General features: G+C 67.5%; 22 protein-coding genes. 21 read left to right on the forward strand and 1 reads right to left on the reverse strand.

What is annotated here, in order from left to right:
- Nucleotides 1–44 precede the first annotated feature (44 nt).
- The 20 genes from rplN (at nt 45) to truA (ending at nt 11,852) form a co-directional block, all read left to right on the forward strand.
- The gene (gene rplN, locus DI272_RS27350) at nt 45–413 is read left to right on the forward strand and encodes a 50S ribosomal protein L14 (RefSeq protein ID WP_003998823.1); all 369 of its coding nucleotides are present in this window, start codon (nt 45–47) and stop codon (nt 411–413) included.
- Nucleotides 414–415: 2 nt separating this feature from the next.
- Nucleotides 416–739 carry a 50S ribosomal protein L24 gene (gene rplX / locus DI272_RS27355; RefSeq protein ID WP_053674523.1) on the forward strand — a complete coding sequence of 108 codons (324 nt, stop codon included), beginning with the start codon at nt 416–418 and terminating at the stop codon, nt 737–739.
- Nucleotides 739–1,296, forward strand: coding sequence for a 50S ribosomal protein L5 (rplE, locus tag DI272_RS27360; RefSeq protein WP_109497890.1), 558 nt, complete (start codon nt 739–741; stop codon nt 1,294–1,296). The genes rplX and rplE overlap by 1 nt, the downstream gene beginning before the upstream one ends.
- 5 nt (nt 1,297–1,301) lie before the next feature.
- Nucleotides 1,302–1,487 (forward strand): type Z 30S ribosomal protein S14, encoded by a 186-nt coding sequence (locus tag DI272_RS27365; protein ID WP_003956452.1) that lies wholly within the window; start codon nt 1,302–1,304, stop codon nt 1,485–1,487.
- 215 nt (nt 1,488–1,702) lie between these two features.
- Nucleotides 1,703–2,101: a 30S ribosomal protein S8 gene (rpsH, locus tag DI272_RS27375; protein ID WP_007384075.1), complete on the forward strand. Its 399-nt coding sequence runs from the start codon at nt 1,703–1,705 to the stop codon at nt 2,099–2,101.
- Between the two features lie 24 nt (nt 2,102–2,125).
- Nucleotides 2,126–2,665 (forward strand): 50S ribosomal protein L6, encoded by a 540-nt coding sequence (gene rplF, locus DI272_RS27380; RefSeq protein WP_109497891.1) that lies wholly within the window; start codon nt 2,126–2,128, stop codon nt 2,663–2,665.
- Between the two features lie 3 nt (nt 2,666–2,668).
- The gene (gene rplR, locus DI272_RS27385; protein ID WP_089099426.1) at nt 2,669–3,052 is read left to right on the forward strand and encodes a 50S ribosomal protein L18; all 384 of its coding nucleotides are present in this window, start codon (nt 2,669–2,671) and stop codon (nt 3,050–3,052) included.
- Between the two features lie 39 nt (nt 3,053–3,091).
- The gene (gene rpsE, locus DI272_RS27390) at nt 3,092–3,697 is read left to right on the forward strand and encodes a 30S ribosomal protein S5 (protein WP_009190144.1); all 606 of its coding nucleotides are present in this window, start codon (nt 3,092–3,094) and stop codon (nt 3,695–3,697) included.
- 2 nt (nt 3,698–3,699) lie between these two features.
- Nucleotides 3,700–3,882: a 50S ribosomal protein L30 gene (gene rpmD / locus DI272_RS27395; protein WP_003974250.1), complete on the forward strand. Its 183-nt coding sequence runs from the start codon at nt 3,700–3,702 to the stop codon at nt 3,880–3,882.
- A gap of 2 nt (nt 3,883–3,884) precedes the next feature.
- A complete protein-coding gene (gene rplO, locus DI272_RS27400) occupies nt 3,885–4,340 on the forward strand; it encodes a 50S ribosomal protein L15 (RefSeq protein ID WP_067018996.1) in 456 nt (151 codons plus the stop codon).
- Nucleotides 4,341–4,587: 247 nt separating this feature from the next.
- Nucleotides 4,588–5,901, forward strand: a complete 1,314-nt coding sequence (gene secY / locus DI272_RS27405) for a preprotein translocase subunit SecY (RefSeq protein WP_109497892.1) — start codon at nt 4,588–4,590, stop codon at nt 5,899–5,901.
- On the forward strand, nt 5,901–6,563 hold the full coding sequence (locus DI272_RS27410) for an adenylate kinase (RefSeq protein ID WP_109497893.1): 663 nt from the start codon (nt 5,901–5,903) through the stop codon (nt 6,561–6,563). The genes secY and DI272_RS27410 overlap by 1 nt, the downstream gene beginning before the upstream one ends.
- A gap of 100 nt (nt 6,564–6,663) precedes the next feature.
- Nucleotides 6,664–7,500 carry a type I methionyl aminopeptidase gene (gene map / locus DI272_RS27415; protein WP_109497894.1) on the forward strand — a complete coding sequence of 279 codons (837 nt, stop codon included), beginning with the start codon at nt 6,664–6,666 and terminating at the stop codon, nt 7,498–7,500.
- A gap of 164 nt (nt 7,501–7,664) precedes the next feature.
- Complete coding sequence (gene infA / locus DI272_RS27420; protein WP_003948620.1) at nt 7,665–7,886, forward strand: translation initiation factor IF-1; 222 nt, start codon at nt 7,665–7,667, stop codon at nt 7,884–7,886.
- A gap of 60 nt (nt 7,887–7,946) precedes the next feature.
- Nucleotides 7,947–8,060, forward strand: coding sequence for a 50S ribosomal protein L36 (rpmJ, locus tag DI272_RS27425; RefSeq protein WP_003998809.1), 114 nt, complete (start codon nt 7,947–7,949; stop codon nt 8,058–8,060).
- 193 nt (nt 8,061–8,253) lie between these two features.
- A complete protein-coding gene (rpsM, locus tag DI272_RS27430) occupies nt 8,254–8,634 on the forward strand; it encodes a 30S ribosomal protein S13 (RefSeq protein ID WP_030571236.1) in 381 nt (126 codons plus the stop codon).
- 70 nt (nt 8,635–8,704) lie between these two features.
- Entirely contained in the window at nt 8,705–9,109 is a 405-nt protein-coding gene (rpsK, locus tag DI272_RS27435; RefSeq protein ID WP_003956432.1) for a 30S ribosomal protein S11, read from the forward strand.
- 119 nt (nt 9,110–9,228) lie between these two features.
- Nucleotides 9,229–10,251 (forward strand): DNA-directed RNA polymerase subunit alpha, encoded by a 1,023-nt coding sequence (locus DI272_RS27440; protein WP_003966937.1) that lies wholly within the window; start codon nt 9,229–9,231, stop codon nt 10,249–10,251.
- 107 nt (nt 10,252–10,358) lie between these two features.
- A complete protein-coding gene (gene rplQ, locus DI272_RS27445) occupies nt 10,359–10,862 on the forward strand; it encodes a 50S ribosomal protein L17 (RefSeq protein ID WP_109497895.1) in 504 nt (167 codons plus the stop codon).
- A gap of 144 nt (nt 10,863–11,006) precedes the next feature.
- A complete protein-coding gene (gene truA / locus DI272_RS27450) occupies nt 11,007–11,852 on the forward strand; it encodes a tRNA pseudouridine(38-40) synthase TruA (protein WP_109497896.1) in 846 nt (281 codons plus the stop codon).
- A 38-nt stretch (nt 11,853–11,890) separates the two neighbouring features.
- Here the strand turns inward: truA and DI272_RS44250 are convergent, their stop codons facing one another.
- Nucleotides 11,891–13,687 carry a glycine-rich protein gene (locus DI272_RS44250; protein ID WP_181387323.1) on the reverse strand — a complete coding sequence of 599 codons (1,797 nt, stop codon included), beginning with the start codon at nt 13,685–13,687 and terminating at the stop codon, nt 11,891–11,893.
- A 201-nt stretch (nt 13,688–13,888) separates the two neighbouring features.
- Between DI272_RS44250 and DI272_RS27460 the strand changes: the two genes are divergently transcribed.
- The gene (locus DI272_RS27460) at nt 13,889–15,313 is read left to right on the forward strand and encodes a polysaccharide deacetylase family protein (protein ID WP_258314694.1); all 1,425 of its coding nucleotides are present in this window, start codon (nt 13,889–13,891) and stop codon (nt 15,311–15,313) included.
- The last annotated feature ends 4 nt before the right edge of the window (nt 15,314–15,317 follow it).

Consider the following 15,317-nt stretch of genomic DNA (forward strand, 5'->3'; position numbering starts at 1 on the left):
AGAAGGGCCCCTGCCGGGAACCGGCAGACAAACAGGAGATAGACGTGATCCAGCAGGAGTCGCGACTGCGTGTCGCCGACAACACTGGTGCGAAGGAGATCCTTTGCATCCGTGTGCTCGGTGGCTCCGGTCGCCGCTACGCGGGCATCGGTGACGTCATCGTCGCCACCGTCAAGGACGCGATCCCCGGTGGCAACGTGAAGAAGGGTGACGTCGTCAAGGCGGTCATCGTTCGCACCGTCAAGGAGCGCCGCCGTCCGGACGGCTCGTACATCCGCTTCGACGAGAACGCCGCCGTCATTCTGAAGAACGACGGCGACCCTCGCGGCACCCGTATCTTCGGCCCCGTCGGCCGTGAGCTGCGCGAGAAGAAGTTCATGAAGATCATCTCGCTCGCGCCGGAGGTGCTGTAAGCATGAAGATCAAGAAGGGCGACCTGGTCCAGGTCATCACCGGTAAGGACAAGGGCAAGCAGGGCAAGGTCATTGCCGCTTACCCGCGCGACGAGCGCGTCCTGGTCGAGGGTGTCAACCGGGTCAAGAAGCACACCAAGGCCGGTCCGACCGCTCGCGGTTCGCAGGCCGGCGGCATCGTCACGACCGAGGCGCCGATCCACGTCTCCAACGTCCAGCTGGTCGTTGAGAAGGACGGCAACAAGGTCGTCACGCGTGTCGGTTACCGCTTCGACGACGAGGGCAACAAGATCCGCGTTGCCAAGCGGACGGGTGAGGACATCTGATGGCTACCACCACCACTCCGCGTCTCAAGACGAAGTACCGCGAGGAGATCGCGGGCAAGCTGCGTGACGAGTTCAAGTACGAGAACGTCATGCAGATCCCCGGCCTCGTGAAGGTCGTGGTCAACATGGGTGTGGGCGACGCCGCCCGCGACTCCAAGCTGATCGAGGGCGCCATCCGCGACCTCACCACGATCACCGGTCAGAAGCCGGCCGTCACCAAGGCCCGCAAGTCCATCGCGCAGTTCAAGCTGCGTGAGGGTCAGCCGATCGGTGCCCACGTCACGCTCCGTGGCGACCGCATGTGGGAGTTCCTGGACCGCACCCTGTCGCTCGCGCTGCCGCGCATCCGCGACTTCCGTGGTCTGTCCCCCAAGCAGTTCGACGGCCGTGGCAACTACACCTTCGGTCTCACGGAGCAGGTCATGTTCCACGAGATCGACCAGGACAAGATCGACCGCGTCCGGGGTATGGACATCACCGTGGTCACCACGGCGACCAACGACGCTGAGGGCCGCGCGCTCCTTCGTCACCTCGGCTTCCCGTTCAAGGAGGCGTGAGCGAGATGGCGAAGAAGGCTCTGATTGCCAAGGCTGCTCGTAAGCCCAAGTTCGGTGTGCGTGCGTACACCCGCTGCCAGCGCTGCGGCCGTCCGCACTCCGTGTACCGCAAGTTCGGCCTGTGCCGCGTGTGCCTTCGTGAGATGGCTCACCGTGGCGAGCTGCCGGGCGTGACCAAGAGCTCCTGGTAGTCCCCGCTTTTTAGGGATTCCCGAAGCTCTCGGTAAGCAATGGGCGTGTCAGACGCCCTCCCCTCCATGGCTTAGGCTGGGAGGGTTGGGCGTCTGACGACTGCCCGTACGACTTACTACGCCGTAGGTCCACCGCGCCGCACCCGTCCCGTCTCGGATCGGGGAGAGGGATGGCGCACCAGGAAACCCCGGCGAGAGAGGCCGAAGGCCAATTCATGACCATGACTGATCCGATCGCAGACATGCTTACGCGTCTGCGGAACGCGAACTCGGCATACCACGACTCCGTGACGATGCCCGCTTCCAAGATCAAGTCGCACATCGCGGAGATCCTCCAGCAGGAGGGCTTCATCACGGGCTGGAAGGTCGAGGACGCCGAGGTCGGCAAGAACCTCGTTCTCGAGCTGAAGTTCGGCCCGAACCGTGAGCGCTCCATCGCGGGCATCAAGCGGATCTCCAAGCCCGGTCTCCGGGTGTACGCGAAGTCCACCAACCTGCCCAAGGTCCTCGGTGGCCTCGGCGTGGCGATCATCTCCACGTCGCACGGTCTCCTGACCGACAAGCAGGCCGGCAAGAAGGGCGTGGGTGGGGAAGTCCTCGCCTACGTCTGGTAGCGGAAGGGAACGGAGGAAACAGCTATGTCGCGTATTGGCAAGCTCCCCATCACGGTTCCCGCCGGCGTGGACGTCACCATCGACGGCCGTACGGTCTCGGTCAAGGGCCCCAAGGGCACGCTGACCCACACCGTCGCTGCGCCGATCGACATCGCCAAGGGTGAGGACGGCGTTCTCAACGTCACCCGCCCCAACGACGAGCGTCAGAACAAGGCCCTCCACGGCCTGTCCCGCACGCTGGTGGCGAACATGATCACCGGCGTGACCGAGGGTTACGTGAAGAAGCTCGAGATCAGCGGTGTCGGTTACCGCGTGCAGGCCAAGGGTTCGAACCTCGAGTTCGCTCTCGGCTACAGCCACCCGATCACCGTCGAGGCGCCCGAGGGCATCACCTTCAAGGTGGAGACCCCGACCCGCTTCCAGGTCGAGGGCATCGACAAGCAGAAGGTCGGCGAGGTTGCGGCCAACATCCGCAAGCTGCGCAAGCCCGACCCGTACAAGGCCAAGGGCGTCAAGTACGAGGGCGAAGTCATCCGCCGCAAGGTCGGAAAGGCGGGTAAGTAAGCCATGGCATACGGACAGAAGATCCTGAAGGGCGACGCCTACAAGCGCGCCGCGATCAAGCGCCGTCACATCCGGATCCGGAAGAACATCTCCGGTACGGCGGAGCGTCCTCGCCTGGTCGTTACCCGCTCGAACCGCCACATCGTGGCCCAGGTGATCGACGACATCAAGGGTCACACCCTGGCGTCGGCGTCCACCCTGGACACGTCGGTCCGCGGTGGCGAGGGCGACAAGTCCGCGCAGGCCAAGCAGGTCGGCGCCCTGGTCGCCGAGCGTGCCAAGGCCGCCGGTGTCGAGGCCGTCGTGTTCGACCGTGGTGGCAACCAGTACGCCGGGCGCATCGCCGCCCTGGCGGACGCCGCCCGCGAAGCCGGCTTGAAGTTCTGAGCCGTTCGTAGCTAGCGGAAAAAGAGAGAGGTAATTCCAATGGCTGGACCCCAGCGCCGCGGTGGCGGTGCCGGTGGCGGCGAGCGGCGGGACCGGAAGGGCCGTGACGGCGGCGCAGCTGCCGCCGAGAAGACCGCTTACGTTGAGCGCGTTGTCGCGATCAACCGTGTCGCCAAGGTTGTGAAGGGTGGTCGTCGCTTCAGCTTCACCGCGCTGGTCGTGGTGGGCGACGGTGACGGCACCGTGGGTGTCGGTTACGGCAAGGCCAAGGAGGTGCCGGCCGCCATCGCCAAGGGCGTTGAGGAGGCCAAGAAGCACTTCTTCAAGGTCCCCCGTATCCAGGGCACCATCCCGCACCCCATCCAGGGTGAGAAGGCTGCCGGCGTCGTGCTGCTCAAGCCCGCGTCCCCGGGTACCGGTGTTATCGCCGGTGGTCCGGTGCGTGCCGTGCTCGAGTGCGCCGGTATCCACGACGTGCTGTCGAAGTCGCTCGGCTCCGACAACGCGATCAACATCGTGCACGCGACCGTGGAGGCCCTGAAGGGCCTGCAGCGTCCCGAGGAGATCGCGGCCCGCCGTGGTCTGCCGCTCGAGGACGTCGCCCCCGCGGCTCTGCTCCGTGCGCGTGCCGGGGCGGGTGCGTAATCATGGCTCAGCTCAAGATTACGCAGGTCAAGTCCTACATCGGCAGCAAGCAGAACCACCGTGACACCCTGCGCTCCCTTGGTCTCAAGGGCATCAACACGCAGGTCGTCAAGGAGGACCGCCCCGAGTTCCGCGGCATGGTGCACACCGTCCGCCACCTCGTGACGGTCGAGGAGGTCGACTGATCATGGCGGAGAACAACCCGCTCAAGATCCACAACCTCCGTCCCGCCCCGGGCGCCAAGACCGCCAAGACCCGTGTGGGTCGTGGTGAGGCGTCGAAGGGTAAGACGGCCGGTCGTGGTACCAAGGGTACGAAGGCCCGTTACCAGGTTCCGGAGCGCTTCGAGGGTGGCCAGATGCCGCTCCACATGCGCCTTCCGAAGCTGAAGGGCTTCAAGAACCCGTTCAAGACCGAGTACCAGGTCGTGAACCTCGACAAGCTGGCCGCGCTCTACCCCGAGGGTGGCGAGGTCACGGTCGAGGGTCTGGTGGCCAAGGGTGCCGTTCGCAAGAACAGCCTCGTCAAGGTCCTCGGCCAGGGCGAGATCTCCGTGGCGCTGCAGGTGACGGTCGACGCCGTCTCCGGCTCCGCCAAGGAGAAGATCACCGCCGCCGGCGGCACCGTCACCGAGCTCGTCTGAACACCACAGGCGATCGCTCGATGACTTGAACGATCCCGACCGGGGATACCCCACAAAAGGGGTATCCCCGGTTGGTCGTTCCTAGGGTGGCAGTCTCGCCGGTAAGGTGGCCTGCACTGCCAACTTTCACGGGGTGCTTCACCCGAGGCACCTTGAGCGGCAGTTGGCCGTTACGTATTCGTCTGTATCCGTCGAACCTCAAGACCGTCACCCTTGACGCAGTAGCGCGGGGGTCGCAGGAGGCACCGTGCTCACCGCGTTCGCCCGGGCGTTCAAGACGCCCGACCTGCGCAAGAAGCTGCTCTTCACGCTGGGCATCATCGTGGTGTACCGGGTCGGTACCCACATCCCCATCCCGGGCGTCGACTACAAGTCCGTCCAGCAGTGCGTCGACGAGGCGTCCGCGAACCAGGGCCTCTTCGGTCTGGTCAACATGTTCAGCGGTGGCGCGCTGCTCCAGATCACGATCTTCGCGCTGGGGATCATGCCGTACATCACGGCGAGCATCATCCTTCAGCTGCTGACCGTCGTGATCCCGCGCCTGGAAGCCCTCAAGAAGGAGGGCCAGGCCGGTACGGCGAAGATCACGCAGTACACCCGCTACCTGACCGTGGCCCTCGCCATCCTCCAGGGCACCGGCCTCGTCGCCACCGCCCGCAGCGGCGCCCTCTTCTCCGGCTGCACGGCCGCGTCGACCATCGTCCCGGACCGCTCGATCTTCACCACGATCGTCATGGTCATCACCATGACCGCGGGCACCGCCGTCGTGATGTGGCTCGGTGAGCTCATCACCGACCGCGGTATCGGCAACGGCATGTCGATCCTGATGTTCATCTCGATCGCCGCGACCTTCCCGTCCGCGCTGTGGGCCATCAAGAAGTCCGGCACCCTGGCCGACGGCTGGATCGAGTTCGGCACCGTCATCCTCGTCGGCCTGGTCATGGTCGGCCTGGTGGTCTTCGTCGAGCAGGCCCAGCGCCGCATCCCCGTGCAGTACGCGAAGCGCATGATCGGCCGCCGCGCCTACGGCGGTACGTCCACCTACATCCCGCTGAAGGTGAACCAGGCGGGTGTGATTCCCGTCATCTTCGCGTCGTCGCTGCTCTACATCCCGGCTCTCATCGCCCAGTTCTCGAACAGCAACTCCAGCTGGAAGACCTGGATCGAGACCAACCTCACCAAGGGCGACCACCCGATCTACATCACGATGTACTTCTTGCTCATCGTGTTCTTCGCCTTCTTCTACGTGGCTATCTCGTTCAACCCCGAGGAAGTCGCGGACAACATGAAGAAGTATGGTGGCTTCATCCCGGGCATCCGGGCTGGCCGACCGACCGCTGAGTACCTGTCGTACGTGCTCAACCGGATCACCTGGCCGGGTTCGCTGTACTTGGGGCTGATCGCTCTCGTGCCGACGATGGCGTTGGTTGGTTTCGGGGCAAACCAAAACTTCCCGTTCGGCGGGACCAGCATCCTGATCATCGTGGGTGTGGGTCTTGAGACGGTGAAGCAGATCGAGAGCCAGCTTCAGCAGCGCAATTACGAAGGGTTCCTCCGCTGATGCGAATCGTCCTCGTCGGGCCGCCTGGCGCCGGAAAGGGAACGCAGGCCACGCGCCTCGCCGAGAAGCTGCGTGTCCCGCACATCTCCACGGGCGACCTGTTCCGCGCCAACATCAGCAAGCAGACGGAGCTCGGCAAACTCGCGAAGTCCTACATGGACGCCGGAAACCTCGTCCCCGACGAGGTCACCATCGCGATGGCCAAGGACCGTATGGAGCAGGCGGACGCCGTGAACGGCTTCCTCCTGGACGGCTTCCCGCGGAACGTCTCGCAGGCCGAGGCGCTGGACGAGCTGCTGAGCACCGAGGGCATCAAGCTGGACGCCGTACTGGACCTGGAGGCCCCGGAGGAGGAGGTCGTCAAGCGGATCGCCGGCCGGCGCATCTGCCGCAACGACTCCGCGCACGTCTTCCACGTCTCGTACAAGAAGCCCGCCAAGGAAGGCGTCTGCGACGTCTGCGGCGGCGAGCTGTACCAGCGTGACGACGACTCCGAGGCCACCGTCCGGACGCGGCTGGAGGTCTACCACACGCAGACCGAGCCGATCATCGACTACTACAAGGCCCAGGGCCTGGTGGTGACGATCGAGGCCATGGGTCCGGTGGACGAGGTCACCACTCGTGCGCTGGCCGCGCTGAAGCGTGAGGGCGACGACCAGTAGTCGTCGTCCTGGTACGGCCGTGGAGTCCTGAGGGACTGCACGGCCGTACTGTTGTGTAGGTAACCCGAACCGGTCGACTGACGGAGAGCGCAGGACCCCCATGGTGCAGATCAAGACCCCCGAGCAGATCGCCAAGATGCGTGAGGCGGGCCTTGTCGTCGCCGCCATCCACGCGGCCACCCGTGAGGCCGCGGTGCCGGGGGCGTCCACGAAGGACCTGGACGAGGTCGCGCGCAAGGTCATCGCCGAGCACGGCGCGAGGTCCAACTTCCTCGGGTACGGCGGCTTCCCCGCGACGATCTGCACCTCGGTCAACGAGGTCGTCGTCCACGGCATCCCCTCCGACGAGGTCGTCCTCAAGGACGGCGACATCATCTCCATCGACGCCGGCGCGATCGTCGACGGCTGGCACGGCGACGCGGCCTACACCGCCTTCGTGGGCTCTGGTCACGCCCCGGAGCTGATCGAGCTCTCCCGGGTGACGGAGGAGTCGATGTGGGCCGGTATCGCGGCCATGAAGCAGGGCAACCGGCTCGTGGACGTCTCCCGGGCCATCGAGACGTACATCCGCCGGCAGCCGAAGCCGGGCGGCGGCAAGTACGGGATCGTCGAGGACTACGGCGGCCACGGCATCGGCACCGAGATGCACATGGACCCGCACCTGCTGAACTACGTCGACCGGCGCCGGGGCAAGGGGCCGAAGCTGGTCCCGGGTCTCTGCCTCGCCATCGAGCCCATGGTGTCGCTGGGCACCCCGCGGACCGAGGTCCTGTCGGACGACTGGACGGTCATCACGACCGACGGCACCTGGTCCTCGCACTGGGAGCACTCGGTGGCCCTCACGGCCGACGGCCCGCTGGTGCTGACGGCTCCCGACGGGGGCAAGGCGAAGCTGGCCGAGTACGGCGTGGTCGCCGCGCCGGACCCGCTGGCCTAGGTCCGCGCTTAATGATCTCCGCTGCCGGGCATCCTTCCTCGATTCGTCTTTCCGGGTGCGCTGACGTAGACTGACTCGTCGGCTCTCGTGCACCCGCATGTCCGCATGCGCCCGCAAGGGAAAGTGCGGGAGTCGATCAAGGTAGTCGATTCGAAGGGCGAAGCGTGGCCAAGAAGCAAGGTGCCATCGAGATCGAGGGCACTGTCGTCGAGTCTCTTCCGAACGCCATGTTCAAGGTCGAGCTCCAGAACGGCCACCAGGTCCTGGCACACATCAGCGGCAAGATGCGTATGCACTACATCCGCATCCTCCCTGACGACCGGGTCGTGGTGGAGCTGTCTCCGTACGACCTGACGCGTGGCCGGATCGTCTACCGCTACAAGTAGATCTTGCCCGCACTCCGTCCTCGGACGGGGTGGTGGCACTGACCCGGAGAACCTCACCCAATGAAGGTCAAGCCGAGCGTCAAGAAGATCTGCGACAAGTGCAGGGTGATCCGCCGTCACGGTCGGGTCATGGTCATCTGCGAGAACCCGCGCCACAAGCAGCGCCAGGGCTGACGCACGACCAATCCCTCTGCATCGACATCGCAGAGATTCGCGCGACGCGAGCTGAATTGTTCATACGCAGGGCCCAGGCGGCGTGCGCCGTCTGACACCCCCGGTTCGGAGGCCGGGGACCCAGTTCGTACCTGGTACGGCGGCTGGGAGCCGGTTCTGCGGAAGACCTCCGAAGATCACCAGGAGCCATTGAATGGCACGCGTTTCCGGTGTTGACATCCCGCGCGACAAGCGCGTGGAGGTCGCCCTCACCTACGTGTTCGGCATCGGCCGGACCCTCTCCCAGCAGACGCTGGCCGAGACCGGCATCGACCCGAACACCCGCGTTCGCGACCTCTCCGAGGAGCAGCTCGTCGCGATTCGTGAGTACGTCGACAACAACATCAAGACCGAGGGTGACCTCCGTCGCGAGATCCAGGCCGACATCCGCCGCAAGGTCGAGATCGGCTGCTACCAGGGTCTCCGTCACCGTCGTGGTCTGCCCGTCCGCGGTCAGCGTACGAGCACGAACGCCCGCACCCGCAAGGGCCCGCGTCGCGCCATCGCCGGCAAGAAGAAGCCGGGCAAGAAGTAGTCCTCAGCGGACAACGCTTCATCAGCGGTCTTCGCTGTAGGACCGACCACCTCCCCGTAGGAGTTTGTAGATGCCCCCCAAGGGTCGTCAGGGCGCTGCCAAGAAGGTGCGCCGCAAGGAAAAGAAGAACGTCGCTCACGGCCACGCGCACATCAAGAGCACGTTCAACAACACGATCGTCTCCATCACGGACCCGTCCGGCAACGTGATCTCCTGGGCCTCCGCCGGCCACGTCGGCTTCAAGGGCTCCCGGAAGTCCACGCCGTTCGCCGCGCAGATGGCCGCCGAGTCGGCTGCCCGCCGCGCCCAGGAGCACGGCATGCGCAAGGTCGACGTGTTCGTCAAGGGCCCGGGTTCGGGTCGCGAGACGGCCATCCGTTCGCTCCAGGCGACCGGTCTCGAGGTCGGCTCCATCCAGGACGTCACGCCCACCCCGCACAACGGCTGCCGTCCGCCCAAGCGTCGCCGCGTCTGACGCACGGCTGCTTGGTCTGAGGTTTTCGGGCGGTACGGCTCTTCGGGGCCGTATCGCCCGTACCCTTGTCACATATCAGGGCGTCAAATAGCGGGCGCCCCTGACAGAAGGAACGCAACATGCTGATCGCTCAGCGTCCCTCGTTGACCGAAGAGGTCGTCGACGAGTTCCGCTCCCGGTTCGTGATCGAGCCGCTGGAGCCGGGCTTCGGCTACACCCTCGGCAACTCCCTCCGCCGCACCCTCCTGTCGTCGATCCCCGGCGCTGCTGTCACCAGCATCCGCATCGACGGCGTCCTGCACGAGTTCACCACCGTGCCGGGCGTCAAGGAGGACGTCACCGACCTGATCCTCAACATCAAGCAGCTGGTCGTCTCCTCGGAGCACGACGAGCCGGTCGTGATGTACCTGCGCAAGCAGGGCCCGGGTCTGGTCACCGCCGCCGACATCGCGCCCCCGGCCGGCGTCGAGGTGCACAACCCCGACCTGGTCCTCGCCACGCTCAACGGCAAGGGCAAGCTGGAGATGGAGCTGACCGTCGAACGCGGTCGCGGCTACGTCTCCGCCGTGCAGAACAAGCAGGTGGGCCAGGAGATCGGCCGTATCCCGGTCGACTCCATCTACTCGCCGGTGCTGAAGGTCACGTACAAGGTCGAGGCCACGCGTGTCGAGCAGCGCACCGACTTCGACAAGCTGATCGTCGACGTCGAGACCAAGCAGGCCATGCGCCCCCGCGACGCCATGGCGTCCGCCGGTAAGACGCTGGTCGAGCTGTTCGGTCTCGCCCGCGAGCTGAACATCGACGCCGAGGGCATCGACATGGGCCCGTCCCCCACGGACGCCGCCCTGGCCGCCGACCTCGCGCTGCCGATCGAGGAGCTGGAGCTCACGGTCCGCTCCTACAACTGCCTCAAGCGTGAGGGCATCCACTCCGTGGGTGAGCTCGTCGCCCGCTCCGAGGCCGACCTCCTCGACATCCGCAACTTCGGTGCGAAGTCGATCGACGAGGTCAAGGCGAAGCTGGCCGGCATGGGCCTGGCCCTGAAGGACAGCCCGCCCGGATTCGACCCGACCGCCGCCGCCGACGCCTTCGGTGCCGACGACGACGCGGACGCGGGTTTCGTGGAGACCGAGCAGTACTGATCAGTTCCTGATCATCGCTTGATCGGTCGTTGCCGGTGGGCATCCGCTCACCGGGTTCCTGACCCCGGTACCTGATACGGCCGGGGCAGACACACAGGAGAAAGAACATGCCGAAGCCCACCAAGGGTGCCCGTCTGGGCGGCAGCGCCGCGCACGAGAAGCTGCTCCTCGCGAACCTCGCGAAGGCGCTCTTCGAGCACGGCCGCATCACCACCACCGAGGCGAAGGCCCGCCGTCTGCGGCCGTACGCCGAGCGTCTGGTCACCAAGGCGAAGAAGGGCGACCTTCACAACCGCCGCCAGGTGCTCCAGGTCATCACGGACAAGAGCGTCGTGCACACGCTCTTCACCGAGATCGGCCCGCGGTACGAGAACCGTCCGGGTGGCTACACCCGTATCACCAAGATCGGTAACCGCCGTGGCGACAACGCGCCCATGGCTGTCATCGAGCTGGTCGAGGCGCTGACGGTCGCGCAGCAGGCGACGGGTGAGGCCGAGGCCGCCACCAAGCGTGCCGCGAAGGACGCCGAGGCCGCCGAGCCCAAGGTCGACACCACCAAGGCTGACGAGGCTCCGGCCGAGGAAGCTGCCGAGGAGTCGAAGGACGCGTAAGCGTCTGCGGGGAGCTGTTCGGTTGGCCGCTGCGGGTTCGTCGTGGCTGATCGCGCAGTTCCCCGCGCCCCTGAAGGGGCGCGTTGGCGGGTCCGTTCCTTTCCAGGAGCGGGCCCGCTTTTGTGTACCTGAGAGGATCTCCGAGTGAGTGACGAAGTAGAGCCCGGCCATGTTCGTGTGCGCCTCGACCTGTCCTACGACGGGACCCAGTTCTCCGGCTGGGCCAAGCAGGCCGGGGGGCGGCGGACCGTCCAGGGGGAGATCGAGGACGCGCTGCGGACCGTGACGCGGTCCGGGGACACCACCTACGAGCTGACCGTGGCCGGGCGGACCGATGCCGGGGTGCATGCGCGGGGGCAGGTGGCGCATGTGGATCTGCCCGAGGCGGTGTGGGGTGAGCACCGGGAGAAGCTGCTCAAGCGGCTGGCCGGGCGGTTGCCCAAGGACGTGCGGGTGTGGGCGCTGACCGAGGCGGCCGAGGGGTTCAACGCGCGGTTCGCGGCGTTGTGGCGGCGGTACGTCTACCGGGTGGGGGACCGGCCCGGGGGCGTCGATCCGCTGCTGCGCAGCCATGTGCTGTGGCACGACTGGGAGTTGGACGTGGCGGTGATGGACGCCGCCGCCAAGTCCCTGGTCGGGGAGCATGACTTCGCCGCCTACGCGAAGAAGCGCGAGGGGGCCTCGACCGTGCGGGAGATCTTCGACTTCGGTGTGCGGCGGACCGCCGACGGGGTCGTGGAGATCGAGGTGCGCGCCGATGCCTTCTGCCACAACCAGGTGCGGTCCATGGTGGGCGCGCTGCTGTTCGTGGGGGACGGGCACCGGGGCGTGGAGTGGCCGCGGAAGGTGCTGGACGCGCGGGTCCGGGACAGTGCCGTGCATGTCGTACGGCCGCACGGCCTGACGTTGGAGGAAGTCGCCTACCCGGCCGCCGAGTTGCTGGCGGAGCGGCAGCGGCAGGCGCGGCGGGTGCGGGGGCAGGTGCACTGAAGGGGGCCCCGCGGACGCGGGACCCCCTTCAGCGGGCGTCAGTCCTGCGCGCGGAAGCGGGTCCGCAGGCGCAGGGCCGCCCAGCCGAGCGCGGTGAGCGCCGCGGCGGCCCCGGCGAGCGTGCCGATGCCGGCGGCGCCGGTCAGGGCCAGGCTGCCCGAGTCGTCACCGCTGTCGTCCGAGGCGCTCGCGGTGGTGTCGGACGACTCCGAGGGGCTCGGGGACGGGGAGGCCCCGCCCTCCTCGGCCGCGACGACCTTCAGGGTGAAGCGGGCGGTGGCATCGTCGACCGTCGCCACGACGGTGTAGGTGCCCGCCGCGTCACCGGCGGTCAGCTCGGGGGCCGAGACCTCGCCGCGGCCGTTCGTGGAGACGGTCGCCGTGGGCTCGCCGCCCTCGAACGTCGGGGCGCCCTCGGCGTCGCCCTCCACGCTGAACTTCACCGGGATGTCCGCCACCGGGACACCCGGCTTGGCGATCTTGACGCTCAGCGGATCGGCGAAGGCCTCGCCGGGCTTGGCCTGCTGCTCGTCGCCGCCGGTGATCTCGATGGCGTAGATGCCCTCCCTGACGTGGGCGGTGAACGTCGTGGAGGCGTCACCGGAGGCGGCCCGTACCGTGAAGTCGCCCTCGGCCTTGCCGGTGATGACGGCCGGGGACTGCGCGCGGCCCTGGTCGTCCGTCCACACCTCGGTCGGTTCCTCGTCCCACCGCAGCCCGAGCTGGTCGGGGTCCTCCAGGGTGAAGGTGACCTTGCGGCCGGCGAGCGGCTTGCCGTCCTTGTCGCGGGTCACGACCACCAGCGGGTCGGTGAGCGAGGACGGCAGGACGTTCTGGTTGTCGCCGGACTCCCGGGTCAGCTCGGCCACCTCGGGGGTGGAGCCTTCGGGAGCGTTCCACTGGAAGACCACGCGGCCGTCGCCGCCGCGCTGGTTGGGGCCGCCCTCGCCGACACCGGAGAGGACCGGGGACAGCTCCCCGTAGGGGTCGGCGGTCCAGAACGGGTCGTTCCGCGCCGCCGGGGTGGAGGTGGGGCTGGTCAGCATGCGCACGTCGGACATCCGCTCGGCGTCGGCGTAGCTGGAGCCGCCCGCGCCGCTGCCGCTGTCGCCCGACGCGGTCTTGGCGGCGCCGCCGCCACCGCCCGCGTAGCCCCCGCCACCGCCGCCGGCCTCCGTCCCGCCCGCGCCGCCGGCGCCGCCCTGTGCGGCATCCGCGCCCGCCGAGGCGCCCTCGCCGCCGGCCGCGCCGCCCTGGGCACCCTTCGCGCCTTTGCCGCCGAGGTCGGTCTCCCCGGCGTCCAGGCCGTCCGGTGCGCCGCCGCTGCCGCCCCTGCCGGCCCCTCTGACGCCGAGGCCGCCGCCGCCACCGCCGGCCGCGATGAGCAGCGGCGAGCCGTCGGAGGCCCGGACCCCGGAACTGGCGCCGCCGCGCTCGCCCCAGCTGCCGTTGGCCTCACCGCCGAGCGCGTCGCCGAAGAACTTCCGGCCCTGGTACCAGCCGCCGACGTTCACGGTCAGGTGCTCGCCCGGGGTGACCTTCAGCTCGCCTGCGACGTAGGCGCCCGCACCGCCGTTGGCGAAGGGGTTGCCGTCACCGCCCATGCCCCAGGCCCGGACGTCCAACTCGTCCACTCCGACGGGTACTTGGAAATCCACGGCGGCGCCGCTGTGATCGAAGATGCGGCAGTCGGTGAAGCCCTCCTGCGGCGTGCAGTTCTCCGTCTCGATCGCGGCGGCCGGCCAGGCTCCCCCCAGGCCCAGGCTCGCCACGAGAAGTGCGGCAGCGCCGACGGCTCTGCTGCTCCGGCGCAGCCCCGATGAACCTCTGTTCATAACCCCCTCCAAATGGACAGTGAGCAGCATGCTCAGCTGTCACTCTGCAATTTACTGTTCCAGCCGTCACATTGGACACATAGAATCCGAAGACAGTTGTGCAGCACAGGGGTTGCAATCCGGAGAATCTCGGATTCCGCCCCAGGTGTCAGTGAGATCAATGGCGCGATAGGCGGCGCCTGCTTTCGGCTGGAGGCCACTTTGAAGAGAAACACCGGGGATTCCGCATCTCTGGGCCGGCGCTCCGCGCTGCGTCTGGCAGGGCTCGGCGGTCTGGCCACGGCCGGTGCGCTGGGCCTGCCGAACACCGCGCGCGCCGCGGCTGTGGACGGTCTCGGGGCGCCGCCGTACGCCCCGAGCGGGCGTCGGCCGCGCTTCCGCCGGGCCACCTGGAGCCAGCAGTTCCAGTCGGGGCACGGCTGGACGGCCGCCGGGGCGGGCACCGCCTCGTCGAACCCGAACGACACCGAGGTCTTCGCCCGGGGCACCCAGTCGGTACGGGTGACCACCGCCGGCAGCGGCGTGCAGTCGTACGTGCGCCGGACGGGCATGGGCGCTCTGGACCTCACCGGCAAGATGATCCGGCTGGTCTTCCGGGTCGAGGACGTCACCCACCTCAGCCGGATCGTGTTCTACGCGGGCACCAACAGCCTGGCGAACAACTTCTGTTGGCGCCTGCACACGCACGCGGCGACCGGCGCCAACTACGTCCAGTCCGGGGAGTGGGTGACGGTCCACCTCCAGTGGTCCGACGTGACGACCGCGGCCGGGACGTTCACGCTCTCCGCGCAGGGGCTGCCGTCGGTGCGGTCGGGGTTCACCGACTTCTCGTTCGCGGTGTACGACGACGCCGCCGGTCCGGTGACGTACCACCTCCAGGCGGTCGAGCTGGTGCCCGACACCACGTCCGTCTTCCCGAAGGGTGCGGTCTCCCTCACCTTCGACGACTCGCACGTCTCCATCCACGATCTCGCCCGGCCGGTCATGGACCCGTACGGAATGCCCGGCACCGTTTACAACATCGCCGATGCGATAGGCACCGGTTCCTTCCTGACAATTGAGCAGATGCGCTCGCTCCAGGACTTCTCCGGCTGGGAGATGGCCGGGCACTCGTACGCCACCTCGGCGCACACGGCGAGTTATTCCAAGCTCACCGCGCAGCAGGTCGACGACGATTTCCGGATGCTGCGTGAGTGGCTGGTGGGAAAGGGCTTCACCAGTGAGCACTTCGCCTATCCGCACGGCGCTTTTCAGAAGACGACGGACGGTGTGCCGGTCGATCTGCTCGCCGCCCGGCATTTCACCACGGCCCGTTCCATCATTTCCGAGACGTCCGAGAGTTCGGCGCCGGCCATGCCGTTCCGGCTGAAGGCGCTGACCGGCATCAACGACGGATCGGGTATCGGCGGCACCACGCTGTCCAAGGTGATCGGCGCGGGTGGTCCGCTCGACCGGTGTGCGGGGGGCGGCGGGTGGCTCATCCTCTGTCTGCACAGGATCGTCGCGGGGACGCCGACGGCGAGCACCGAGATCAGCCAGGCGGGTCTGGGCCGGCTGATGGAGGAGATCCAGAAGCGCGGCATCGCGGTGCTCACCGTCCAGGAGGCGATGGAGTACTACACCTGACCGC

Source organism: Streptomyces sp. Act143, assembly GCF_003143935.1.
Classification (GTDB): Bacteria; Actinomycetota; Actinomycetes; order Streptomycetales; family Streptomycetaceae; genus Streptomyces.